Genomic DNA, 23,896 nt, shown 5'->3' on the forward strand with positions numbered 1-23,896 from the left:
GAGGAATATAAATGTCTAATACAAATGCATTGGGAATGATTGAAACTAAAGGTTTGGTTGGAGCTATTGAAGCAGCAGATGCCATGGTAAAGGCTGCAAATGTAACACTCATAGGAAAAGTTCTAGTTGGCGGAGGTTTGGTAACAGTGATGGTTAGGGGCGATGTAGGGGCTGTTAAGGCTGCAACGGATGCTGGAGCAGCCGCTGCCGAAAGAGTTGGGGAACTCATATCTGTGCATGTAATTCCAAGACCTCATAGTGAAGTTGAAATGATATTGCCCAAGTTGGAAGGATAAAGATAATGGCACCATAAGGGCGGAAGCTTATCCCCGCCCAGGTGCTTTATTCCCTTATTTTATTCAAAAAAGGGTGTGAAGATATGAGCGTATTAACGGAAGCTTCACTGAGGGCTGAATTGAAAAACAAAAAGATAAGCCAATACATTGTGGGCCCTGATATCAAGGTAACACCATCCGCCCGGCAATATTTGAAGGAAAGAGATATAGAACTGATTATAAAAGATAAGGATGAAAAAACAGAGGAAGTTCCAAAAAAAGATGAGATTAAAGTTGATGAAAGGGAATGCCTAAAGCCTAAATATTATGCAGCCTACGGCGGGGGATATTTTGCTGATAAACCCGAATACATGACCCAGTTGTATGGAAACAAGCTGGTATTTAAAGATCATCCACATATTGTGCTCAGAGGAAAGCTGGATAGCCTACAAAGTAAGATAATGGAAGTTCAATTAGCTGCCTCAAAACATAAAAGTATGGCACTTGTAAAGGATTTGGATGAAGTGCTGATACTGTGCAGGAATATTATGAGGGCTGAGGTTCTGAATGAACCTTTGGAAGATATAAAAGTTTTGGAGCTGGGAGAAAAGGAATTGAGGGAAATGTCCCATAACCCACAAAAATATTTCAATACAAAGCATATGCTTCCATCTTGGGAGATGGGCGAGTTGGCTGTGTTGTTAAACAGCATAAGAAGCACCATACGAGAAACGGAAATTGCAGCCATTAAAGCTTTCAAGACAGAGGATGGAGTAAACAGGATTGACATAATAAAAGCTTTGAATAGGTTAAGCAGTTGTCTTTATATCATGCTGTTAAGGCAGTTGACAGGATACTACAAAGAAGAGAGGTAACAGGAATGGATAGATTGGAACTTATTGTAGAAAAGGTACTGAAAAAAATTGAAGAGAGCAAACATATTCCTGTGGAGACCTCTGCGAGACATGTGCATCTATCTAAGGGACATGTGGATATTCTATTTGGTGAAGGTTATGAACTGGAGATGGTCAGGGAGTTATCTCAACCGGGACAATATGTCTGCAAGGAAAGGGTGGATATAATAGGGCCCAAAAATATTATTAGAAATGTTGCAATTTTAGGACCTGTAAGAGAAGACACCCAGATAGAGATTTCAAGGACAGACAGCATATCATTGGGTATCAATGCTCCCCTTAGGCTTTCAGGGGATTTGAAGGATAGTGAAACTTTGTATATCAGGTGCAATGGGAAGATTATTGAGGTGCCAAGCAGCACCATAGTGGCCAAAAGGCATATCCATATGACCCCAGAGGATGGAAGGCGTTTTGGTGTTGAAGACAAGCAAATTGTCAAGGTCCGAATTGGAAGCCCAAGACCTGTAATATTTGAGGATGTAGTAATAAGGATTAGCAACAGGAGCAGGCTTTCAATGCATATAGACCATGATGAAGCCAATGCCTGCGGTTTTTTTGAAGGCGTTGTAGGAGAAATAATGGAAGTTTAGGAGGATTGCCATGGTTGATTTCTGCAAGGCTGATTCCTTGATAATGGAAGTAGAAGAGACCTTGACTAACAATAAGGATGTAGAGAAAAATCTGAAACTGAAAGTGGGAGTGGATTTAGGTACATCCCATATATCAATAACGGTTCTGGATAGATTTGGGAAACCCGTTGCATGTGCCATGGAGGAAGCCAGGGTTGTGCGGGATGGTCTGGTTGTAGACTATATGGGAGCCCAAAGTATAGTAAAAAGGTTGAAGATGAACATAGAAGATAGAGTTGGAGTTGAACTTGCTGCAACTGCTATTGCCATACCACCCGGTACGGGCAAGAGGGATAGCGATACCCATAGATATGTGGTGGAAGGAGCCGGAATAGAAGTAGTTTCAATTGTAGATGAACCTACAGCGGCAAACATGGTTTTGGGTATTAAGGACGGAGTGGTTGTTGATATAGGAGCAGGAACTACAGGCCTTTCAATTTTTGAAGACGGAAATGTAGTATATACGGCTGATGAGCCAACAGGAGGAACTCATCTGTCGTTGGTTATAGCCGGTAATTATAAAATTCCCTTCGAAGAAGCGGACAAAATCAAGAAAGATAAGTCAAGACACAAGGAAATAAGACCGTTAATATTGCCTGTTGTTCAAAAAATAGCCTCCATCATAAACAACCATATTAGAGGTTTTAAAGTAAATGACATATATCTGGTAGGAGGAACATCCTGCCTGACAGGTATAGAAGACATTATAAAAACGGAAACGGGAATTAATGCAGTTAAGCCATACAATCCATTGTTGGTTACACCTGTGGGAATTGCTCTTAGTTGCAGTTTATAAAGGGGTGATAATATGGAGGATATTAGCGCTTTAGTGGATAGAATAGCTGAGGAAGTCTTGAAAAGAATTGAAAATTGCTCTGCAAAGGTGCTGCTCATCGGACAAGGAGAATCGCTGAAGGGTGAGCTGGATAAAGCGGGTATACTCTATGATCATTATAGTGGTTATTCTGATGAATTGGATCTGGATAATTATGAGCATATAATTATCGATGGTATGTCTAATTATCACTTGGTAACATCTGCTCTATTGGTTCCTGGTACAGATATTTCCAAGCTCATTCTGAAAGGTAGGCTTACAGGCAAGAAAGTATATGTGGAAAAGAGCAGCCTGGAATACAAGAAATATGAGGTAACCATTGATAAAGGCTTAAAAGAGAAGTTTGAATTCTATGAAAAAACTATAGCCGGTTATGGAGTCCAATTTTTTAATACTCAGGATATTATCAAGGTTATTATAGGTAGTTGTGAAAACATAATTGCAGTTGATGAAAGAAACTTAGAAAAAAAGTGTCGGGAGGAAGAATGCTTCCTATTGGACAAAAAGCTAATAACTGAGCAGGACTTGAGGAAGTTAGTTCAAAAAGGCCACAGGAAGATAAGAATAGGAAATAAAAGCATCATCACTCCTTTGGCAAAGGACTATATAAAAATAAACAATATATGCTTGTTCAAAGAATAAGCCTATATAAAGGAGTTGACAAGCAGATGATAATGGCAAAGGTAATAGGCAATGTTTGGGCTACAAGGAAGGAGGAGTCATTGAACGGACTCAAGTTTCTTGTGGTTAAGCCATTGGATTATGGGAGAGAAAGCGATGCTCCCACTTTCATTGCAGCTGATGTGGTAGGAGCGGGAGTTGGGGAAACGGTGCTGGTGACTAAGGGAAGCTCTGCAAGAAAGGTGTTGGATAAGGATGAAGCGCCAATTGATGCTGCTATCATTGGTATCATTGATATGGTAGAAGTTGAGAAAGCCTATTTGGTGTAGGTGGTGAGGTGATAGGATGGAAGATTTGATAAAGATATACGATGCAGGTGTAGTAGGTGCTGGTGGAGCCGGTTTTCCCACCTATAAAAAACTAAACGCCAAGGTGGAATATTTCATAATAAATGGGGCAGAATGTGAACCATTACTCCAGACTGATAAATATATAATGAGAGAAAGGTCTGAAGAAGTGCTGCTGGGGGTAAAGAAAGTTGCGGAAATCATCAAGGCTGAAAAAGTAGTCTTTGCTTTGAAGAAAAAATACCAATACGAGATAGAAAGTCTAAAGAAAGCTCAGGAGAAGTTTGGAATTGATCTGGATTTTTTTCTCATGAATAGCATATATCCTGCCGGAGATGAGCAAGTTCTTGTTTATGAAGTGACAGGACGAACAGTTCCTCCCGGAGGGATACCCTTGCAAGTTGGAACAGTGGTCAGCAATGTAGGAACTATGTTGAATGTTTATCATGCCATGGAAGGGAAACCCGTAATAAGAAAGCTTGTATCAGTGATGGGAGAGGTAAACAATCCTCTGCTGTTGGATGTGCCAATAGGAATAAGCATAAGAGAATGTATAGAAGCAGCCGGAGGCAGCAAACTGGATGGTTTTCATATAATCCTTGGTGGACCTATGATGGGAATGCTAATATCCTCTGAAGATATTGACAGCAGGGTCGTAACTAAAACAACAGGAGGAGTAATAGTTATTCCTTCAGATCACTATCTGGTTTATAAGAACAAGCTTAATCTGCAGCACATGATAAATCAAACCAAATCAGCCTGCATACAGTGCAGCTACTGTACAGATATGTGTCCAAGATATCTGATAGGTCATCCTATTAGACCTCACAAGATAATGAGAAAGATAGGGTATAGCGAAGAAATAGATGAAAGCTTCATGGATTCACTTATTTGCTGTGAATGTGGCATTTGCGAATTATATGCCTGTCCTATGGGGATATCACCTAGATTGGTGAACATATACGTGAAAAATAAGCTGAGAGAAAAGAAGATAACATTCAAAGATGACAAAAGCGGTCCCAGTGAAATAGGTATAAGAGAACATAGGAAAGTTCCCGTGGAAAGATTGCTTACGAGAATACATATGCATAAGTATGATGTAAAAGAACCTCTGAAAATCAAAGCAATAAAGACAGACAGAGTATCTATACCACTTAGACAGCATATTGGAGTTGCTGCTAACCCCTTAGTTAAAGTTGGGGATAATGTTGCTTTAGGACAGCTTATAGCTTCTGTCAATTATGGAGATTTAGGAGCCAATATACATGGAAGCATCGATGGTGTTGTTGTGGAAATTCATGACGCAATAGTCATTGAGAGGAAAAACAGTGGGGTGATGTCATGCTGAAGTCCATAGGAATGATAGAATTAAACAGCATTGCAAGAGCAGTTGAAACCGCTGATACCATGGTGAAGGCAGGAGATGTGGATTTGATTTTTTCTAAACCTGTATGTCCAGGAAAGTATATCATTATGATAGCGGGAGATGTAGGCGCGGTTAAATCCTCAGTAGCTGCAGGTTTGGAAAAAGCAGGTCAATTTGCGGTGGAAAATTTCATTATACCCAATGTTAACCCTCAGGTATTAAATGCATTTAACGGGGCAAATCCCGTAGAGAGAGTTAATGCCATTGGTGTCATGGAGTTTTTCAATATTGCATCTTCAATTATTGCAGCTGATAAAGCTGTAAAATCAGCTCAAGTCAAATTGCTGGATATAAGGCTTGGAATAAGCATAGGAGGCAAATCCTATGTAGTGCTTACAGGTGATGTCAGTGCAGTGAATGAAGCTGTAGAAGCTGCCACAGTTGCAGCCAAGGAAGCGGGGACTTTAATCAATAAAGCAGTTATATCGAATCCATCTGAGGATTTATTCGTGAGCCTGTTATAAAATTCAATCAATGAAAAGGGGGAAGTTGAATGAGCATTAATGAGATTATTGTATATATAATGGTAGCCTTTATGGTGCTGGGAGCTATTGACAAGATAATCGGAAACAAATATGGATTAGGTGAGAAGTTCGATGAAGGCTTTATGGCCATGGGTTCCTTAGCCATAGCCATGGTGGGAGTAGTATCGTTGGCACCTGTGCTGGCCAATGTGTTAAAACCAGTGATAGTTCCTTTATATACTGCTCTGGGTGCTGATCCTTCCATGTTTGCAACGACACTTCTAGCCTGTGATATGGGAGGTTATCCTCTTGCAATAGAGTTGGCCCAATCTCCTGAAGCGGGGCAATTTGCAGGGCTTATTCTTGGATCCATGATGGGGCCTACAATAGTGTTTACAATACCTGTAGCTCTGGGAATAATTGAAAAGGAAGACCAAAAATTCTTAGCCATGGGTATATTGGCCGGCATTATAACCATTCCTATAGGATGCTTGGCCGGCGGCCTTGTTGCAGGATTTGAAATTGGCATGATTTTGAGAAATCTTATACCTATAGTTATAGTAGCATTGCTCATTGCCCTCGGACTATGGAAGATACCTCAAAAAATGATAAAAGGGTTTACTGTATTCGGAAAGGGTGTTGTGGTTGTCATAACCATAGGTACTGCTGCAATCATTATAGAAACTTTGACCGGAATAGTTGTAATTCCCGGAATGGCTCCCATAACAGAAGGAATACAAATAGTAGGTAGCATTGCAATAATGCTGGCCGGAGCTTTTCCTATGGTGCACTTTATAACAAAAGTCTTTAAGAAACCTTTGATGAGCATGGGCAGACTTTTAGGTATGGGAGATGTGGCTGCAGCAGGTATGGTGGCAACTTTGGCCAATAACATTCCAATGTTCGGACTAATGAAGGATATGGATGACAGAGGCAAGGTTCTCAATGTTGCATTTGCAGTAAGCGCAGCCTTTGTATTTGGCGATCACCTAGGCTTCACAGCCGGAGTCAATCGAGATATGATATTCCCCATGATAGTAGGCAAGCTTGTTGCCGGTATAACTGCCGTTGCTTTGGCCTCTTTCATAGCACCTAAGAGCAGCATAGATCAAGAAAAGAAGCAGGACCTCTCTGCATGATTGGGGAGGTATGAAACTTGAATAATATTGATAACAAAGAGTTAGTGGAAATCATAGCAAAACTTGTATTAGAGAAGCTTCAGCAGCATGAGATCAAAATAATAAAAGAAGTGGACAGAAGCGGTGTAATCAGCATAAAAGGATCAACGGTGAAATGTGAAACCTTTGATACAGGCAAAGAAGGAGATAAGGTTTATCTTAAGGATATTTTGTCTTTGGATGAAAGTCCAAGACTAGGATGTGGTTTTATGGAAATGAAAAACAGCAGCTTCCCTTGGACCCTTAAATACGATGAGATAGATTATATAATAGAAGGAACATTGGAAATCATAATCAATGGGAATAAGATAAGAGGAAATGCAGGAGATGTAATATTTATACCTGTGAACAGTTCTATTGAGTTTTCTACACCAGATTATGTGAAGTTTATATATGTTACATATCCTGCTAATTGGGCAGATTTATAAATGTGGTGGAAAACACCACATTTATTTTATGCTTGCTTACATGTTTAAAGGCTTTTTTAATTCAAATTGCTTTCGAAAAATAATCAGAAAATTTAGGTTGACAATCAAAAAAAACTATTTTATAATATACATTAATTCATTTGCGAGAAAGATTATGATGGGAAGAGTAGATTAGGAAGGTAGTTTAAGCGAGTCGGAGACGGTGGGAGTCCGATACGATAGCCTAATTGAAGAACATCCCGGAGTTTCTAACCGAAATCCTGATGGAGAGTAGACTTAGACGCAGCCAAAGCGTTAAAGTTGGGCGATATCGAATATTATATTGATTGATATTCCGTATCGGCAGAGTGAACCAGGTGTTAATTTGGGTGGTACCGCGGAAGTATTCCTTTCGTCCCTTGTATTAGGGATGAAAGGATTTTTTATTTTAATTGAAAATTATGGAGGGATAGTAAATGGGTAAAGTTACTTTATTCGAAGCAAAAAATTATCAATCTAAGAAAGACATTAGAGGTACACAAGTAGCAATAAAGAAACTAAAAGATTATTTTGAAAAGAGACTTGCAGCTGAGTTGAATCTTACAAGAGTTTCTGCACCTTTGTTTGTTGAAGCTGATAGGGGAATAAATGATAACTTAAACGGAGTAGAAAGACCCGTATCCTTTGATATAAAGGCTATAGAAGGTAAAAAAGTTGAAATAGTTCAATCACTTGCTAAGTGGAAAAGGATGGCTCTGAAGAGATATGGCTTTAAACCTTATGAAGGTTTATACACAGATATGAATGCCATAAGAAGGGATGAAGATTTGGATAATATCCATTCCATCTATGTAGACCAATGGGATTGGGAAAAAGTCATCACAGCAGATGACAGAAATATTGAATTTTTAAAGGAAACAGTAAGAAGCATCTATAAGGTTTTTAAGGATACAGAAATCTTTATGAAAGGGCTATATTCGGATTATGAAATCATGCTTCCCGATGAAATTTCCTTTATAACTTCACAGGAGTTGGAGGATATGTATCCAGATAAAAATCCTAAGGAAAGAGAGAATGCCATAGCTAAAGAGAAAGGCGCCGTATTCGTAATAGGCATTGGAGGTAAACTTAAATCAGGGAAAAGGCATGATGGTAGATCTCCTGACTATGATGATTGGGATTTAAACGGAGATATACTATTCTGGTATCCTGTTTTGGATATGGCATTGGAGTTATCTTCCATGGGAATCAGGGTAGATAAGAACTCATTGCAGAAGCAATTGAAGCTGGCTGGATGTGAAGAGAGGTTAGAACTTGAATATCACAGAATGCTTATGGAAGATAAGCTACCTTTAACTATAGGTGGAGGCATCGGCCAGTCCAGAATATGCATGTACTTCCTCCGCAAAGCACATATCGGAGAAATACAGGCTTCCGTATGGCCAAAGGAAATGATTGATCTATGCGAAGCCAACGGAATAGCGCTACTGTAAGCAAGCCTAACGTATTCCTTATAGGTCGGTGGCTGGTAGCTGGCCACTGGTCTCTGGTGCTAGGGCATTCCTTTTGAGTTTTTAAGTGGAATACGGATTTAAACAGCGGAATTTATTAGAACACTAAAAGACACTAAATTGCCCTACAATACACTAAAGGGTATTATAAACTTTATGGAACTATGAAATAGTGCAAGAAAATATTTAGAGTAATTAGTATAACACCAGTAACTGAAGACCAGCAATAAGATATGTGTCGTAAGTCTCCAGATTCTGGTGTTAGTATTTCCAAAATCAATAACCTTGTGAACTGCACATATGATTATTATAGTTTGCTATAGTATTATAGGAGTATCCTTTAGTGGCTTTTTGTGATATTTTAGTGTCTTCTAGTGTTCTCAAAAAAACCCGCCGTGGTAATCCGTGGATATCGCTGTGCAAATCACTGTTCATCAAAAAGACCTATAATGAATACCCCAGCTCTCGTAACTCGTGTCACGCGTCAGGGCCCAAGAAGAATACCCTAGTCAGTGCATACTATATAACCTCTGGTTCTTCGTACTCAATGCCGAAAGTCTCAACTGTAACCTTTCTCATCTTTTGGTCATTGAGAGGCTTATCTCTGAAATCCGTAGGCGTATTCACTATTTCATCTGCAACTTCCATTCCTTCAATTACCTTTCCAAAAGCAGCATAATCTCCATCAAGATGAGGAGCTGCTTCTACCATTATAAAAAACTGAGAACCCGCAGAATCAGGATTCATAGCACGAGCCATGGATATAACTCCTCTGTCATGCTTCAGATGATTCTTGAAGCCATTGGATGAAAACTCTCCCTTGATTGAATAACCTGGTCCCCCTATTCCTATACCTTGAGGACATCCTCCCTGTATCATGAAACCTGGGATAACTCTATGGAATATCAATCCATCGTAGAATCCTTTGTTTATCAGAGATATAAAATTTCTGACGGTATTTGGAGCCACATCTGGGTAAAGCTCCACTTTTATCTCTTTACCGTTTTCCATTTCAATGGTGACTATTGGGTTGTTGTTCATGCAAAACTTCCTTTCTATATAAGATAAGATCATTATATAGCATTAAAAGCCTTGATTGAAGCATTTTAATTAAGTAAAATCAGCCCTTTTGAATCTTTGGTTTATGCTTTATACTGAAGAAAATCCATGTTTGAAAAAGATTCATGCAAATATATTATTGAGCAATGATTATAAAAATATATTATAATATTGTAAATATAGAGCTTATTTGAACTACTTATCGGGGAGAATTGAAAATGGTTATGAAATGGGATAACAAAAGATATTATAATTTAAACTATTTTTTAAGACAAAAATTCGGTGAAAAGGTGATGAAAATATCTCTTGATGCCGGTTTTACCTGCCCTAACAGGGATGGTACCAGGTCAAAGGGCGGTTGCATATTTTGCAGTCCAAGAGGTTCTGGTGATTTTACAATGGAAGCAGATGATTTGTCAAAGCAGTTTGACGAGGCTAAGGCTATGATGAATAAAAAGTGGAAAAACGGAAAATACATCGGATATTTTCAGGCCTATACAAATACCTATGCTCCTGTTGAAGTTCTAAGAGAAAAATATTATACAATATTGAATAAAGAGAATGTGGTAGGATTAGCTGTTGCCACAAGACCTGATTGTCTGCCTGATGATGTGCTGGAACTGTTGGAGGAACTGAATGATAAAACATACTTATGGGTGGAACTGGGGTTGCAAACCATAAAAGAAGAAACTGCTAAGCTTGTCAACAGAGGTTATCCTTTGGAGACATATGTTAAAGCAGTGGAAGAATTGAAAAAGAGAAATATAAATATTGTCACTCATTGTATTTTGGGATTGCCAGGAGAAACTAAAGAAGATATGATCCGAACTGTGGACTTTGTAGCTCATACAAAAACCCAGGGTATTAAGCTTCATTTGCTGCATCTGATGAAGGATACTCCCATGGTAGAACTCTATGAAGAAGGAAAGCTTAGGTTCATGGAAAAAGATGAGTATGTTGATTTGATAGTGGATTGCCTAGAAAGGATTCCATCGCATATGGTCATCCATAGGCTTACTGGTGACGGTCCGAGAGCCACTCTGATAGGCCCAAGATGGAGTCTCAATAAGTGGGAAGTACTAAATTCCATAGATGATAGATTAATTGAAAGAGATACATGGCAAGGGAAGAAATTCAGCTTATAACTGAATATCCTTCCCTGATTTTACATCGGTATATTTTTTCTGTGCATCCTTGAAGGCTACCAATATGGCCTTCTGGGATGAGCCCAGATATCTTTTCTCAACTTCAGCCTTTAAATGATCAAAGTCATATCTGATGCTTTTCCCGATAAATATGGTTTTTATAAAGTCATTTGTCAGAGGCAGTATGGAGTTGCATTCAACATCAATTATTTCTTCAGTGTCATTATCAATAACAAAGGCAATAAAAAATGCTCCATATACATGTGTAATTGGATTGTTCTGCTGAGACTTAGAATTTCCTACAATGTAAGTGGTATTGGTTGTGTATTTCAAAATTATCTCCTCCTCATAGAATAAATTAGCATAAAAAATATTTCTGTTCAATAATAGTGGCAATATAGCATATATTAAAGAGGAATTTTTCAAAATATATAGAATATAAAATTTAGATTTTGATAGCCTTACTGGTATTTTACCAATAAATTATCGAAATCATTGATATGTCGCAGCATTTATTTTCCGTAAATGAAGTTCGGCAGAGAAAGTTGATATTATACTTTTTCTACCGAATTTTTTGCTTATAAGAATAAAGGAGGGAGCCGGATGTTAGATCAGGATATAATGAAAAGCTTTCAAAATGATGTGGGCAATGTTTCCATTGTTTTAAAGGATTTAAAAAATGATGCTTTAATGTTTCAATTGGATCCTCATAGGGTAGTGGCCTCTGCAAGTACAATAAAAATTCTCATTATGATTGAAGCCTTAAGACAGATTATGGAGCAAAGGCTTTCCTTTGATGAATTGGTGGAAGTTAAGGATGAAGACAAAGTTGATTTTAGCATCATTACCGAATTAAATGTAAAACACTATTCCATTAAAGATCTTATAACTTTGATGATTATAACAAGTGATAACACAGCTACAAATATATTGATTGATATTTTGGGGTATGGAAACATAAATAAGATGGCAGAAGACTTGAAGCTTGAAGGAACTGTACTCAGACGCAAGATGATGGATTTTGAAGCTGCAAAGCAGGGGAAGCAAAATGTTACCACAGCATGGGATATGGCCGTTATGATGGAAGCATTGTACAAGGGTACAATACTTGATGAATCCATGTGCCAAGTAGCTCTAGACATATTGAAGAGACAACAGCATAAGGATCTTCTGACAAGATACATTGCCGATGACATAGTAGTAGCCAATAAAACCGGCGATTTGCAAAATCTCAACCATGATATAGGCATATTCTATCATCCCTATACAGATTACTTGCTTGGCGTATTTGTAACAGATGCGGAAAGCAATATTGGCGCTAAGCATATCATTGGAAAGGTATCAAAGACCGTATATGATTATTTTTCTAATAAAATGAGCAGCTTGAAATAGTTATAGATCAAATAATTTATGGAGGTGCTGGTGATGTGCAATAAACTGGCTATAACAAAGAAAAATGTAATACCTTTGAAATTAAATCCTTCTTTTGATAGTGAGGTAGCAGATGAAAGCCTGTATGGGATGGTGCTTCAACTGGAAGAAAAACTGACAGACGGCTGGTATAAAGTAAAAACCCATTATGATTATGAAGGCTTTGTACATGAAAATGATATGCTCATAGATGATGAAAGAGCATTAGAGTGGTCCAAAATGGCAGAACATTATATAATTCACAATATAGCTGATGTAATGGCAGAACCTAAATATCAAAGCTACCAGCTAATAACTCTGGTAAGGGGAGATTTTATTCACCTGACAGGAAAAGAAGAAGGCAGATGGTGTGAAGTAGAACTTATAGACAAAACAAAGGGATGGGTGCAAAAAGAATTTTGCAAGAAGATGCCTAAGTTTGATTTAGACAAAGAAGAAGATGTAGTCAGGAAGAGTCTCCTGGATATCGCATTTTTATATATGGGAACTCAATACAGATGGGGTGGTAAAAGTACCATGGGCATTGACTGTTCAGGCTTTGTTTCAATGGCATATATGCTCAATGGAATAATCATATATAGAGATGCAAGATTAAAAGAAGAGTATATGAAATCCATTTCCATTGAAGAAGTAAAACCCGGCGATGCTTTATATTTCCCAGGACACATTGCTATGTACATTGGAGACGGAAAGTACATTCATTCTACCGGAAGTTCCGGTAGAGTGGTTATAAATAGCTTGAATCCGGAAGATGAAGATTATAGGGAAGATCTCCATAAGTCTCTTTATGCAGTAGGGACAGTATTCGGCAGAAAGTAGTTTATTAAATAACAGAAATAGATAAGGTTGTTGGAATCTGAAGAGTTCTCCAACAACCTTTTTGAGTATATTCTACTATATACTTGTATTGATTTTCTGTGATATGATATTAATGGAATATTTTTTGGACAAGTTTATGATGATAAGGTGATGGAGTTGAAAGATATACATATAGATAGTGATTTTATTCGAAAAAATAGAATACCCATTTTAATATATACTCCTGAATGGATACAGCTTTTTTCCAATTTTAAATCGAGAAGCATGGAGAAGACAGTCAGTAAACTGGAAGGACTTTTATCCAAGCAAAAAAGCTTGGAGCAGGAGCAAAAGGACTTGGAAAGAAGAAAAAAAGTACTCATAAACAAAATATTGCATATATCAAATGAACTTAACGAGAGCAAAAACCAAGCATTCGTTGGGCCTTTAGAAGAAGCGCAGAATGAAATTCTACAGATTAATGAGAGACTGCCACAGATTTTAGATGAACTACATACTTTATATGAAGACATAGATCAGCTAAACGCCATATTGCTTAAGGAAACTGTTAAAAGAACCTATGAGCTTATCAATGAAAATGAACAAGGTTTAGAAAGTGTCCAGCGAGAGATTAACAGATTGAGAGAGACCATCATGGAGCTTATTCAGAAAAAGGTGGATATGGAAGAGAGAGTAAAGAGACTTTATTCTTATTTGCATGATATAGTAGGTGGAGATGAAATGGAAGTAATGGATGAAGAAATGTTAGAAGCAAATAATATTGACAAGAATGAAATTTTGCGCTAAAATCACATACAATATTACAAAAGTGAAGAATGGGAGTAGTAGAAGATATTGAAGCTTATAGAGAGCCATGAGTGGTGGAAAATGGCAGCTTTAAATCTTTGAACTCACCCAGGAGCTGCTGCCTGAATGAAGTAGGGTAAGACGGTCCCCGCCGTTATAGGGTTTGAGTGGATTATTTTAAATAATCAATTAGAGTGGTACCGCGGATATCCCGTCTCTTATATTAAGAGACGGGTTTTATAATTTTACTTAAATTATTAATACTATAACAGGAATGGAGTGATGGAAATGTATAATATTGAAGTAGATAGAAAGTGGCAAAAAAGATGGGAAGAAACCAAACTATACAAGTTCAACCGTGATAGATTAGATAAAAAATTGTATTGTCTTGAAATGTTTTCTTACCCTTCCGGCGCAAAGCTTCATGTAGGACACTGGTATAATTTCGGTCCCACTGACTCCTGGGCTAGATTCAAGAGGCTTCAAGGCTATGAAGTATTTCAGCCTATGGGATTTGATGCTTTCGGTCTACCAGCAGAAAACTATGCCATAAAAACAGGCATACACCCTCATGATTCTACCATGAAAAATATTGAGACCATGGAAAAACAGCTGAAAGAAATGGGAGCCATGTTTGATTGGGATTATGAAGTAATAACATGCCTACCTGAATACTATAAATGGACTCAATGGATGTTTCTGCAGCTTTATCGCGCAGGATTAGCCTACAGGAAGGAAGCTCCTGTAAACTGGTGTCCCAGCTGTCAGACTGTTTTGGCCAATGAGCAGGTAATTGAAGGTCATTGCGAAAGATGTGAATCTGAGGTAACCAAGAAGAATTTGACACAATGGTTCTTTAAAATAACTGCTTATGCAGAAGAACTTTTGGAAAAGCTGGATGTGCTGGATTGGCCTGAAAAGACCAAGAAAATACAGAAGAACTGGATAGGCAAGTCAGAAGGTGCAGAAATAGAATTCAAAGTAGAGAATTCAGATATTGCCTTTAAGGTGTTCACTACCAGGGCTGATACATTATGTGGCGTGACCTATGTGGTATTGGCACCGGAAAATGAAATAGTGGATAAGATAACAACTGATGAATACAGAAACTCTGTGGAAAAATATAAAGAATGGGCAAAGAAGCAGACCGAAATAGACAGATTATCAACAACCAGAGAAAAAACAGGAGTTTTCACCGGAGCCTATGCAATACATCCCATAACAGGAGAAAGGGTGCCTATCTGGATCGCTGATTATGTATTGGCAACCTATGGTACAGGATGTGTAATGGCAGTTCCTGGACATGATGAAAGAGATTATGAGTTTGCAATGAAATTTAATCTACCAATTGTAAGGGTTATAGATTCAGCAGATGGCAGTGAGGCTTCATTGCCATACACTGATTATGGAATTTTGGTAAACAGCGGCAAATACAGCGGTATGAAGTCAGAGGAAGCCAGGATTAAGATTGTTGAAGAACTAGCCAAGGAAGGCAAGGGAGAAATAAAAGTAAACTATAGATTGAGGGACTGGTTGGTATCAAGGCAGAGATATTGGGGCGCTCCTATACCCATCATATATTGTGACCACTGTGGTACAGTGCCGGTTCCTGAAAAGGATTTGCCTGTACTGCTTCCCTATAATGTTGAGTTTACTCCCGATGGAGAGTCACCACTGAAGAAATGCGAAGAATTTGTCAATACAACGTGTCTTATATGCGGAAGACCTGCAAAGAGAGATGCGGATACTTTGGATACATTCGTATGCTCATCCTGGTACTATTTAAGGTATCCGGACAATAAAAATTCCGAGGAACCCTTTAATAGGGAATGGATAAACAAGATGCTTCCTGTAGATAAGTATGTAGGTGGTGCAGAACATGCAGCTATGCATTTGCTATATGCCAGATTCTTTACAAAAGCCCTCAGAGATTTAGGGTATCTCAATTTTGATGAGCCATTTTTATCCTTGAGACATCAGGGCGTAATATTAGGACCTGATGGCAACAAGATGAGCAAATCCAAGGGAAATGTCATCTCTCCTGATAGCTATATTAGCGAATATGGTTCTGATGTTTTTAGATTATATCTTATGTTCGGGTTTGCCTATGAAGAGGGAGGACCTTGGAGCGACGGAGGAATAAAAGCTGTTGCCAGATTTCTAAGCAGGATCGAAAGAATTGCCGAAAGAGTAATTGAGCTTAGAAATACAAAGAGCAGCAAGCAAATGTCGTCAGCTGAGAAGGAATTGAACTATGAAAGAAACAGAGCAATAAAAGAAGTGGAAACAGATACTGAGGAATTCCATTTCAATACGGCAATAGCCAGGATGATGGAACTGTTAAATGCTTTATATAAATATGAACAGGAAGTTGAAAATAAGAATGTAGAGTTCTTTGAAGATGTTTTTGCAGATTTATTGAGGATATTATCTCCATTTGCACCTCACTTCACAGAAGAGATATGGGAGCAGCTTGGTTATGAATATTCCATCTTCAATCAATCCTGGCCCAAATGGGATCCGAAAGCTTTAGTAAAGGATGAAGTGGAGATAGCAGTCCAGCTAAACGGAAAGGTAAAAACCAGATTGATGGTTCCTTCTTCTGCAGATGATAAGGAAATAGAGAACGTTGTGCTTAATAATGAAGAAGTGAAGGAATTTATCGAAGGAAAGCAGATTGTAAAAGTAATAGTTGTAAAAGGAAGATTGATCAATATAGTAATAAAATAGTTTTAATTAGCTGGTGTTGTCTTTAACACCAGCTATATTTATTAATGGAAATATGCATTTTTATCAATGACGAAAACGATCGTCAAAAGGGAGAAACCAAAATATGAAACAATAATTTTTAGAGGATTATCAATGGCTCTGTAGAATAATATTTTTAGTATTATGTGGCAACGGAGGGTTAATATGATTATTTATGGAGTTGGAACTGATATCATTGAAATAGATAGGATAAGAAAGGCAATGGAACGCTTTCCAAAGTTTGTAGAGAGATTGTTCAGCGCTGAAGAGTTAGCATATTTAGAGAGCAAAGCACTAAAACCACAACATGTGGCGGGTGGATTTTCTGCTAAAGAAGCGGTGCTTAAGTCCATGGGAACCGGGCTTCGTAACTTCAAGTGGAAGGAAATTGAGATAGTAAGGGATATGAAAGGTAGACCATTTGTCCGGTTAAATGGAAAGGCCAAGGATTATGCAGATACCAACTATATTGGGGATATTCATATAAGCATTTCTCACAGCAGAGAGTTCGCAACAGCTACTGCAGTAGCTGAAGTTTCCATTGAAAAGAGGTGGATGGATCTTGAGAGTATGCTTGTCGGAGCAAATGCGGAGATCAGACGAAGTATCAATTAAAGAGTTTAAGATACCGGGTATTGTCCTTATGGAGAATGCTGCTTTAGGTATAATAGAAGAGATTAAAAAAGATATGTTGATGAAAAAGCTCCCTAGCAATGGGGAAGCTTCTATTGTATGTGGAACAGGGAACAACGGAGGTGATGGGTTTGCAGTGGCTAGACATCTGGCATCCATGGGCTGGTCTGTTAATGTTTTCATCTGCGGCGATGAGAAAAAAATCAAGGATGATGCTCTAACAAATCTAGCTATAATAAAGAAAATGAACATTCCAATTTTTAAAATAGAGAATACTGAGGCTGAAACATTTGATAAATCACTTGGAAGAAGTCATCTCATTGTGGATGCATTATTAGGAACTGGATTTAAAGGAAATCTGGGAGGCATATATGAGTTTGCAGTAGAAAGAATAAACAAACATCATAAATACGTTCTTTCCATAGATAATCCTACAGGTTTAAACTGCGACACAGGATTCGCAGAAGGAAGTTGCATAAAAGCAGATAAGACGGTTACATTAGGCTTACCCAAGACAGGGCTTGTCATTAATGATGGACCCTATTACTGCGGGGAACTGTCTGTATGTGGTTTATCCATACCAGAACAGGTTTACGACATGGTAGGTATCAAAAGGTTCATTACAGAGAAGGATGATGTGGGAAGGCTTGTAAAACCAAGGAAGCTCAATGGACATAAAGGAACTTATGGAAGGATATTAATTGTAGCAGGTTCCATAGGGATGGAGGGTGCAGGTCTTTTGGCTGCCAAGGCTGCCTTAAGAAGCGGCGCAGGTATTGTAGAGCTGGCAGTGCCTTCAAGAGCCTTGGAAGCTGTTAGAGGCGTAATACCTGTTGTAATAACAAGAGGCTTGTCTGATGATGGAGAAGGTTGCCTTGCGTTTAACAGCGGCAAAGAAATACTTACTGGTTCTGAATCAGCTTCTGTATTGCTCTTGGGACCTGGATTAAGGAATACACACCAGGTGAAGGAAGCAGTGGTTTATACGCTTATAAACTGCAACAAGCCTATTGTGCTGGATGCAGATGCATTAAATGTCATATCCAATGAGCCTGAGATTTTGATAAAAAGAAAAGAAGCTACAATTATAACGCCACATCCAGGAGAGATGGCTAGACTTATGAACATCAGCACCAATGAGGTTCAACAGAATCGTTTGGAAGTAGCAGAGAGTTTTTCTCAAAAATACAAGGTTATTGTTGTACTAAAAGGCTATAGAACCATAATTGCATCACCCTGGGGGGAAACATGGATTAATCCTACAGGCAATCCTGGTATGGCTACTGCAGGATCCGGAGATGTATTGGGAGGAGTGATAGCCGCCTTTCTAGCCCAGGGCATGAGCCTCATGGAAGCAGCAGTTGGAGGAGTGTACGTACATGGAGCAGCAGGTGACAAGGCTACTAAAAAATACGGACAATGGGGAATGGTTGCTTCTGACATAATAAAATATATACCGCATACAATTATGGATATAGGGGGAATATAGAGGAGGTCTCTAATGCTGCAAAAAGCCTTATCCATAATTATCGTTATATTAGTGGTAATATCCGGATGTTCAGTTTCGTATCCTACAGCAGAAGAAGTTTTAGAAAAAATAGAAGCGGCAAAAAGTTACAGTTGTGAAGCTAAAATGGCTGTAAAAAACAACAAAAGCGTATTTTACTATAATTTAAAACAATATTATATGCAACCGGAAAAGTTCAGGATAGAGTTTTATGATGATTATGGTGAGCTGAAGCAAACAATGATATATAACAATGGACAATGCGGTATATATCATACACAAATAGAAAAACCCTTTAAGGCTCAGAATTTTACAGATACAAAAGAGCATAACTCGTTTGTTTCCGTATTCTTGGAAAACTATAAAAAGGATGCAGAAGCCAGATGGACTAAAGAGAAGATAGAAGATGAAGAATACTTTGTTTTCCAGTGCAAAATCAGCGATGGGAATGAATATTTTAACACAGCCCTGTTATTTGTTTTGATGAAAAATGCTGTGCCTAGGTTTTTATATATATTAGGAGAAGATAATTCCAAAACCATGAGGGTGGAGTATAGGGACTTTCAATATAATGTTACCATTGATGATTCATTGTTTAATATGGAGTAAAATCATATAAATAATGATATTAAACACATACAAGTGCTATAATGTAATTGAAAAGCAAAGGAGGTTTTATGATGTACGATATGAATCTAGTAAGACATGCATGGGCAGAAATAGATTTAGATAATCTGGCAAGCAATATGAGGGAGATCAGAAGAATTACCGATAAGAATGCTCAAGTAACTGCTGTAATAAAAGCAGATGGTTATGGACATGGAGCGAAATATATTGCTCAAACTCTATTGGAAAACGGTGCAGATAGATTTGCCGTAGCTATATTGGATGAAGCTTTGGAGTTGAGGCGATATGGTATTAAAGTGCCAATATTGATATTAGGTTATACACAGCCTGAGAGAGCTAAGGCCATCGTTGGAAATGATATCGAACAGGCAGTATATTCCTATGAATTAGCAAAAGCGTTGTCAGAAGAGGCAGTAAAGCAGAATAAGAAAGTAAAAATTCATATTAAGTTGGATACAGGCATGGGAAGAATAGGTTTTAGATGTGACGATGATGCCATAGACTGTATCAAGGAAATATACAAGCTGCCCAACGTTATTATAGAGGGACTATTTACTCATTTTGCAGTTGCAGATGAAAAAGATAAGACATATACAGAAGACCAGTTCAAAAAGTTTATGTGGGTTGCAAACAGGTTGGAAGAGGAAGGTATAAAGATAAAGTTGAAGCATTGCGGAAATAGTGCAACCATAATCGACTTACCAAAAATGCATCTGGATATGGTAAGAGCCGGGATAATACTATATGGTCTGGCACCTTCCCAGGATGTAGAGTTGGATAAATTAAATCTTAAACAGGTAATGTCGCTGAAAGTAAGAATAAGCCATGTAAAGGAAATAAATACAGGCGAAAGCGTCAGCTATGGAAGAAAATTTATTGCATCAAGAAAATCTAAGATAGCATCATTGCCTATAGGATACGCAGACGGTTATACCAGGATGCTATCAGGGAAGGCTGAAGCGTTGGTAAATGGCATCAGAGTTCCTGTGGTGGGCAGGATATGTATGGATCAATGTATGATAGATGTTACAGGCATTGAAAATGTGAAAGTAGGGGATGAAGTGGTTCTCTTTGGAGAACAAAAAGGCTCTTTCATATCAATAGATGAAATTGCACAAAAACTGGGTACAATAAATTATGAAGTTGTATGTATGATTGGAAAAAGAATTCCTAGAGTATACGTAAAAGAAGGAAAAATTGTTGAAATCGTAAATTTAATTTCCCCCTATGAAGATTAATCCTGGAAAAAAGGCATAATGGGAATTTTTATATATAGCGTAAATGCAAAAGCTGGTATATAATAGTCTATATATGGTTAGCATAAATTCAGAACCCTGTTGTCTTGAGGACGAATATTTTGAGGTTTTTATTCATACATATTGGATAAGACAATAGATAAACCTGGAGGTGCTAGTGTGGCTGAATGTAAAAGAATAGTGGTCAGTTTGCCTGATAGCCTTTTGAAGGAAGTTGACAACGCAGTATGTTTAGAACATTGTAATAGAAGTGAGTTTGTGAGAAAAGCAATGAAATTCTATATTAGTGAAATTAAAAGGATTAATTTTATCGAAAGCATGAAAAAAGGTTATCAAGAGATGACTGAAATAAATCTTGCACTAGCAGAAGTTGGGCTTACTGCTGAATATGAGACTATTTGCAGGTATGAATCAAGGCTTGCGGAGTGTGAATGAAGTGGTTGTAAAAAGAGGCGATATTTTTTATGCAGATTTAAGCCCCGTTGTTGGTTCCGAGCAGGGAGGCATTAGACCTGTTCTAGTTATTCAAAATGATATAGGCAATAAATATAGTCCTACCATTATCATTGCGGCAATAACTTCACAGATCAATAAGGCCAAGCTTCCCACTCATATTGAAATCAGCGCGGAAGAATATGGTCTTACCAAAGATTCCGTCATATTGTTAGAACAAATAAGAACTATAGATAAAAAAAGATTGAAAGAAAGAGTAGGACATCTTTCTGATGAACTTATGAAAAAAGTTGATGAATGTATAGAAATAAGTTTTGGATTAACTGACTATACAGTATGAGACATTGGGGACGGTTCTCGGTGTCTCATTTTAATTTTTGGGACATTGGAGATGGTTTGAAGTTCTCCGTGTCTCACTTTATTTTATCAGATTCTTACTATTTTTTCCAATATTACATTTCTGTAAAATATACAGGAATTTCTATTTATATGGCGAATAGTAGTTGAGATAGAAAAAAGGGGAAATAGGAGGAAATTTGATGAAAGTTAGTTTTACAATTACAAGAACAAAGATAGCAATAATAACAACAGCAATTATTTTATCAATCTTTGGCTTTATAGTATCGGCGGATGGTGCTACTCCCGGATCAGAGCAAGATCCTCTGGTAACGCTTAGCTTTGTTGATAAGAAAATTGAGCAAATAAAATATTATATAGATTCAATAACCCAGGGATATAGCGGTGAAATAACGAACTTCGCAAGTACCCTTGCAAAATATCAGGAACAGCTTAATCAAAAAGATACAGAAATAGCAGAGTTAAAAAAGACAGTAGAAGATGCCCTTACATTTAAAGTTGTTCAGCTTAAAAAAGGACAGTCACTGATTCCAGGAGAAGGAGCCGAGATAATAATCAGATCAGGCCAGTCAACAGCATTGTACGGCGCCAATGGTGGATTGTGTGATATTACATCGGCAAAAGACCTACAGGAAGGGGAGGCTATTGCTAATAACCATATGCTTATATCTTCAAGGAATGATGGAAGAGGTATAAAGGCAGCATCAGAAGTATATTTATTAATAAAAGGCAGTTATACTTTAAAGTAGAAATAGAAAAAGCAATGGAGATGTTTCTTTTAGAATCATCCCCATTGTTTTTCATTATTTTAGCTTATCTTTTCATTACAGCATTCCTGCCCGAGCTTTTTGCTTCATAAAGGGCACCATCAGCCATTTCTATGTATTGATCCACTGATTTGGCTGAAAGATCTGAAATGATAGTATAGCCGATGCTTATAGTCACATGTAATTTTTTCCCTTTGTAAGTGTATTTAATATTAGCCTCTTCTATTCTATATCGAAGCTGTTCAGCGATGGAAGATATAGATGGCAGGTCTATGTTCTCTAGTATACAGAGAAACTCTTCTCCTCCATAGCGACCTACAAAGCCATTTGCTTCTGTGACTTCTTGTGATAAAATCTTAGATATTTTTTTCAGGCAAACATCGCCAAAAGCATGGCCCATGCCGTCATTTACCCATTTGAAGTGATCTATATCAATAATCATTAAAGCGTGATATTTGCCTTTTTCCGGGTTCATCAGGGATTGAAGCTTCCTGTCAATACTTCTTCTATTGGGCAAATCAGTCAATGTATCATAATAGGCTTGTTTTTCCAGTATTAAATTCTGCTTTTCCAAAGTTTCAATTATCTTTTTGCTTTCATTATACTGGCATTCAATAATCTCATCTAATGTTGAATCTGAAGGCATATTTTTCATTTCTTCATTTTCAAGCTTTAATATCTCCAGCTTACGGATCAAATTAAAAGAATCGGTTTTGTTTTCAAGATAATGGTAGTTGTAAAAATGTTCTAAAGCCTTTTTGTAATCGTTTATTAAAAAATAATAATCATGGAGACGTTTTTCAATTTCAGCAAGTTTTTTATCTGCACCGCTAAAGGTAGCTAATGAACGTGCTTGCTCCAATATATGAATAGCTTCATTATTTCCCAATAATATTTCCAAATCGTATAAATTAATCAGAGTTTCTATGAGGTAAAATTTGTTGTCTATTTTCTCATATGCTTCCTTAGCTTTAAGGAAATAATCCTTTGCAATATCTAAGTCCATATTCTTCATATGAACTACACCGATTTTATTTAGTAGTGTTCCTGAATATAACATATTGCTATCATGGTTAATAAGGGAAAAGGCTGAGGTGTAGCATTCGAGGGCTTTTGCCAGATTGTCTTTTATAACATATACATCTCCTCTATTTAACAAAACCATTGCCTGATAGTCATTTATATGATTGATACTTGCTAATTCTTCCGCTTTTTCATAATACGCTAGTGCATAGTCGTAATTGGATGCTTCCTTGTATACTTCACCTATGTTGGATAATATTGATAGATAGAGCCTTGGGCAATCCTTATCTTTTACCATGGTTTTGGCAGTCATAAAACATCTCAGTGCCTTCTGAAAAAGACCTGAATAAAAATAAAATATGCCTAGAAAGTTGTTAACTCGTGCCTGGTTTTCTACATCATTTAAATCTTGAAAACATTTTAAGGCCTGGCCACACGTCTTAAAACCGTTGACAGAATCTGATGTATTTCTATACACCATGCACATGTCCAGCAAAACTTCACCTAATAACCTTAAGTTATTAGTCTCCATAGCTTCATCACGGACTTTAATAAAGATTTCAAGGGCTTTGTTATAGTCCGTGTTCATTATCTTTTTTCCGTATTCATAAAGCTCTCTTATAGTATTCTCCATACTGTATCCTTTCAAGAATCAGCAAATTTGCATTTTTAACTAAT

The 23,896-nt window shown here is 37.6% G+C and carries 26 protein-coding genes and 2 other annotated features; of the genes, 23 read left to right on the forward strand and 3 right to left on the reverse strand.

Annotated elements, in window-relative coordinates; translation table 11 throughout:
• Positions 1–11: 11 nt before the first annotated feature.
• The 11 genes from BUB48_RS09750 (at position 12) to asnA (ending at position 8,589) form a co-directional block, all read left to right on the forward strand.
• Positions 12–296 (forward strand): BMC domain-containing protein, encoded by a 285-nt coding sequence (locus BUB48_RS09750; RefSeq protein WP_073026049.1) that lies wholly within the window; start codon positions 12–14, stop codon positions 294–296.
• 83 nt (positions 297–379) lie between these two features.
• Positions 380–1,150, forward strand: a complete 771-nt coding sequence (locus tag BUB48_RS09755) for a cobalamin adenosyltransferase (RefSeq protein ID WP_073026050.1) — start codon at positions 380–382, stop codon at positions 1,148–1,150.
• A 5-nt stretch (positions 1,151–1,155) separates the two neighbouring features.
• Entirely contained in the window at positions 1,156–1,779 is a 624-nt protein-coding gene (pduL, locus tag BUB48_RS09760) for a phosphate propanoyltransferase (protein ID WP_073026051.1), read from the forward strand.
• A 10-nt stretch (positions 1,780–1,789) separates the two neighbouring features.
• Entirely contained in the window at positions 1,790–2,614 is an 825-nt protein-coding gene (gene eutJ / locus BUB48_RS09765) for an ethanolamine utilization protein EutJ (protein ID WP_073026052.1), read from the forward strand.
• A 12-nt stretch (positions 2,615–2,626) separates the two neighbouring features.
• A complete protein-coding gene (locus tag BUB48_RS09770; RefSeq protein ID WP_073026053.1) occupies positions 2,627–3,295 on the forward strand; it encodes a hypothetical protein in 669 nt (222 codons plus the stop codon).
• A 26-nt stretch (positions 3,296–3,321) separates the two neighbouring features.
• A complete protein-coding gene (locus tag BUB48_RS09775) occupies positions 3,322–3,603 on the forward strand; it encodes a EutN/CcmL family microcompartment protein (protein WP_073026054.1) in 282 nt (93 codons plus the stop codon).
• A 16-nt stretch (positions 3,604–3,619) separates the two neighbouring features.
• The gene (locus tag BUB48_RS09780; protein WP_073026055.1) at positions 3,620–4,969 is read left to right on the forward strand and encodes a 4Fe-4S dicluster domain-containing protein; all 1,350 of its coding nucleotides are present in this window, start codon (positions 3,620–3,622) and stop codon (positions 4,967–4,969) included.
• Positions 4,963–5,511, forward strand: coding sequence for a BMC domain-containing protein (locus tag BUB48_RS09785; RefSeq protein WP_073026056.1), 549 nt, complete (start codon positions 4,963–4,965; stop codon positions 5,509–5,511). The genes BUB48_RS09780 and BUB48_RS09785 overlap by 7 nt, the downstream gene beginning before the upstream one ends.
• Positions 5,512–5,540: 29 nt before the next feature.
• A complete protein-coding gene (eutH, locus tag BUB48_RS09790; protein WP_073026057.1) occupies positions 5,541–6,650 on the forward strand; it encodes an ethanolamine utilization protein EutH in 1,110 nt (369 codons plus the stop codon).
• Between the two features lie 17 nt (positions 6,651–6,667).
• Entirely contained in the window at positions 6,668–7,117 is a 450-nt protein-coding gene (locus tag BUB48_RS09795; protein ID WP_073026058.1) for a cupin domain-containing protein, read from the forward strand.
• Between the two features lie 145 nt (positions 7,118–7,262).
• Positions 7,263–7,519 (forward strand) — a binding site (T-box leader).
• A 53-nt stretch (positions 7,520–7,572) separates the two neighbouring features.
• On the forward strand, positions 7,573–8,589 hold the full coding sequence (asnA, locus tag BUB48_RS09800) for an aspartate--ammonia ligase (protein ID WP_073026059.1): 1,017 nt from the start codon (positions 7,573–7,575) through the stop codon (positions 8,587–8,589).
• A 537-nt stretch (positions 8,590–9,126) separates the two neighbouring features.
• On the opposite strand, the gene BUB48_RS09805 is transcribed toward asnA, so the two are convergent.
• The gene (locus BUB48_RS09805) at positions 9,127–9,648 is read right to left on the reverse strand and encodes a peptidylprolyl isomerase (protein ID WP_073026060.1); all 522 of its coding nucleotides are present in this window, start codon (positions 9,646–9,648) and stop codon (positions 9,127–9,129) included.
• A gap of 236 nt (positions 9,649–9,884) precedes the next feature.
• On the opposite strand from BUB48_RS09805, the gene BUB48_RS09810 reads away from it, so the two are divergent.
• Entirely contained in the window at positions 9,885–10,811 is a 927-nt protein-coding gene (locus BUB48_RS09810; RefSeq protein ID WP_073026061.1) for a TIGR01212 family radical SAM protein, read from the forward strand.
• Here BUB48_RS09810 and BUB48_RS09815 read toward each other — a convergent pair.
• On the reverse strand, positions 10,806–11,144 hold the full coding sequence (locus BUB48_RS09815) for a DUF3870 domain-containing protein (protein ID WP_073026062.1): 339 nt from the start codon (positions 11,142–11,144) through the stop codon (positions 10,806–10,808). The two genes, BUB48_RS09810 and BUB48_RS09815, sit on opposite strands and share 6 nt — an antisense overlap.
• A 270-nt stretch (positions 11,145–11,414) precedes the next feature.
• Between BUB48_RS09815 and BUB48_RS09820 the strand changes: the two genes are divergently transcribed.
• The 11 genes from BUB48_RS09820 to BUB48_RS09870 all read left to right on the forward strand — a co-directional run bounded on the left by BUB48_RS09820 (position 11,415) and on the right by BUB48_RS09870 (position 22,177).
• Entirely contained in the window at positions 11,415–12,203 is a 789-nt protein-coding gene (locus tag BUB48_RS09820; protein ID WP_073026063.1) for a serine hydrolase, read from the forward strand.
• A 33-nt stretch (positions 12,204–12,236) separates the two neighbouring features.
• Positions 12,237–13,061 (forward strand): C40 family peptidase, encoded by an 825-nt coding sequence (locus BUB48_RS09825; RefSeq protein WP_175548403.1) that lies wholly within the window; start codon positions 12,237–12,239, stop codon positions 13,059–13,061.
• 150 nt (positions 13,062–13,211) lie between these two features.
• On the forward strand, positions 13,212–13,847 hold the full coding sequence (locus tag BUB48_RS09830) for a hypothetical protein (protein ID WP_073026064.1): 636 nt from the start codon (positions 13,212–13,214) through the stop codon (positions 13,845–13,847).
• 16 nt (positions 13,848–13,863) lie between these two features.
• Positions 13,864–14,069, forward strand: a binding site (T-box leader).
• Between the two features lie 60 nt (positions 14,070–14,129).
• Positions 14,130–16,577, forward strand: a complete 2,448-nt coding sequence (leuS, locus tag BUB48_RS09835) for a leucine--tRNA ligase (protein ID WP_073026065.1) — start codon at positions 14,130–14,132, stop codon at positions 16,575–16,577.
• Positions 16,578–16,763: 186 nt separating this feature from the next.
• The gene (gene acpS, locus BUB48_RS09840) at positions 16,764–17,210 is read left to right on the forward strand and encodes a holo-ACP synthase (protein ID WP_084524476.1); all 447 of its coding nucleotides are present in this window, start codon (positions 16,764–16,766) and stop codon (positions 17,208–17,210) included.
• Positions 17,158–18,717, forward strand: a complete 1,560-nt coding sequence (locus tag BUB48_RS09845) for a bifunctional ADP-dependent NAD(P)H-hydrate dehydratase/NAD(P)H-hydrate epimerase (RefSeq protein WP_073026067.1) — start codon at positions 17,158–17,160, stop codon at positions 18,715–18,717. The genes acpS and BUB48_RS09845 overlap by 53 nt, the downstream gene beginning before the upstream one ends.
• 12 nt (positions 18,718–18,729) lie before the next feature.
• Positions 18,730–19,344, forward strand: coding sequence for a germination lipoprotein GerS-related protein (locus BUB48_RS09850; RefSeq protein ID WP_073026068.1), 615 nt, complete (start codon positions 18,730–18,732; stop codon positions 19,342–19,344).
• 68 nt (positions 19,345–19,412) lie between these two features.
• A complete protein-coding gene (gene alr / locus BUB48_RS09855; protein WP_073026069.1) occupies positions 19,413–20,600 on the forward strand; it encodes an alanine racemase in 1,188 nt (395 codons plus the stop codon).
• 177 nt (positions 20,601–20,777) lie between these two features.
• The gene (locus BUB48_RS09860; RefSeq protein ID WP_073026070.1) at positions 20,778–21,053 is read left to right on the forward strand and encodes a CopG family ribbon-helix-helix protein; all 276 of its coding nucleotides are present in this window, start codon (positions 20,778–20,780) and stop codon (positions 21,051–21,053) included.
• A 1-nt stretch (position 21,054) separates the two neighbouring features.
• Entirely contained in the window at positions 21,055–21,411 is a 357-nt protein-coding gene (locus BUB48_RS09865; protein ID WP_139249960.1) for a type II toxin-antitoxin system PemK/MazF family toxin, read from the forward strand.
• A 199-nt stretch (positions 21,412–21,610) separates the two neighbouring features.
• The gene (locus BUB48_RS09870; RefSeq protein ID WP_073026072.1) at positions 21,611–22,177 is read left to right on the forward strand and encodes a hypothetical protein; all 567 of its coding nucleotides are present in this window, start codon (positions 21,611–21,613) and stop codon (positions 22,175–22,177) included.
• A gap of 64 nt (positions 22,178–22,241) precedes the next feature.
• Here BUB48_RS09870 and BUB48_RS09875 read toward each other — a convergent pair whose 3' ends face one another.
• Positions 22,242–23,852, reverse strand: coding sequence for a tetratricopeptide repeat-containing diguanylate cyclase (locus tag BUB48_RS09875; RefSeq protein WP_073026073.1), 1,611 nt, complete (start codon positions 23,850–23,852; stop codon positions 22,242–22,244).
• Between the last annotated feature and the right edge of the window lie 44 nt (positions 23,853–23,896).

The organism is Lutispora thermophila DSM 19022, assembly GCF_900142105.1.
Taxonomy (GTDB): domain Bacteria; phylum Bacillota; class Clostridia; order Lutisporales; family Lutisporaceae; genus Lutispora; species Lutispora thermophila.

Excerpts from the sequence above, each read along its gene's own strand:
- BUB48_RS09750 (WP_073026049.1), top strand. The coding sequence starts at position 12 with ATGTCTAATACAAATGCATTGGGAATGATTGAAACTAAAGGTTTGGTT.
- BUB48_RS09755 (WP_073026050.1), top strand. The coding sequence starts at position 380 with ATGAGCGTATTAACGGAAGCTTCACTGAGGGCTGAATTGAAAAACAAA.
- pduL (WP_073026051.1), top strand. The coding sequence starts at position 1,156 with ATGGATAGATTGGAACTTATTGTAGAAAAGGTACTGAAAAAAATTGAA.
- eutJ (WP_073026052.1), top strand. The coding sequence starts at position 1,790 with ATGGTTGATTTCTGCAAGGCTGATTCCTTGATAATGGAAGTAGAAGAG.
- BUB48_RS09770 (WP_073026053.1), top strand. The coding sequence starts at position 2,627 with ATGGAGGATATTAGCGCTTTAGTGGATAGAATAGCTGAGGAAGTCTTG.
- BUB48_RS09775 (WP_073026054.1), top strand. The coding sequence starts at position 3,322 with ATGATAATGGCAAAGGTAATAGGCAATGTTTGGGCTACAAGGAAGGAG.
- BUB48_RS09780 (WP_073026055.1), top strand. The coding sequence starts at position 3,620 with ATGGAAGATTTGATAAAGATATACGATGCAGGTGTAGTAGGTGCTGGT.
- BUB48_RS09785 (WP_073026056.1), top strand. The coding sequence starts at position 4,963 with ATGCTGAAGTCCATAGGAATGATAGAATTAAACAGCATTGCAAGAGCA.
- eutH (WP_073026057.1), top strand. The coding sequence starts at position 5,541 with ATGAGCATTAATGAGATTATTGTATATATAATGGTAGCCTTTATGGTG.
- asnA (WP_073026059.1), top strand. The coding sequence starts at position 7,573 with ATGGGTAAAGTTACTTTATTCGAAGCAAAAAATTATCAATCTAAGAAA.
- BUB48_RS09805 (WP_073026060.1), bottom strand. The coding sequence starts at position 9,648 with ATGAACAACAACCCAATAGTCACCATTGAAATGGAAAACGGTAAAGAG.
- BUB48_RS09810 (WP_073026061.1), top strand. The coding sequence starts at position 9,885 with ATGGTTATGAAATGGGATAACAAAAGATATTATAATTTAAACTATTTT.
- BUB48_RS09820 (WP_073026063.1), top strand. The coding sequence starts at position 11,415 with ATGTTAGATCAGGATATAATGAAAAGCTTTCAAAATGATGTGGGCAAT.
- BUB48_RS09825 (WP_175548403.1), top strand. The coding sequence starts at position 12,237 with ATGTGCAATAAACTGGCTATAACAAAGAAAAATGTAATACCTTTGAAA.
- BUB48_RS09830 (WP_073026064.1), top strand. The coding sequence starts at position 13,212 with ATGGAGTTGAAAGATATACATATAGATAGTGATTTTATTCGAAAAAAT.
- leuS (WP_073026065.1), top strand. The coding sequence starts at position 14,130 with ATGGAAATGTATAATATTGAAGTAGATAGAAAGTGGCAAAAAAGATGG.
- BUB48_RS09850 (WP_073026068.1), top strand. The coding sequence starts at position 18,730 with ATGCTGCAAAAAGCCTTATCCATAATTATCGTTATATTAGTGGTAATA.
- alr (WP_073026069.1), top strand. The coding sequence starts at position 19,413 with ATGATGTACGATATGAATCTAGTAAGACATGCATGGGCAGAAATAGAT.
- BUB48_RS09870 (WP_073026072.1), top strand. The coding sequence starts at position 21,611 with ATGAAAGTTAGTTTTACAATTACAAGAACAAAGATAGCAATAATAACA.
- BUB48_RS09875 (WP_073026073.1), bottom strand. The coding sequence starts at position 23,852 with ATGGAGAATACTATAAGAGAGCTTTATGAATACGGAAAAAAGATAATG.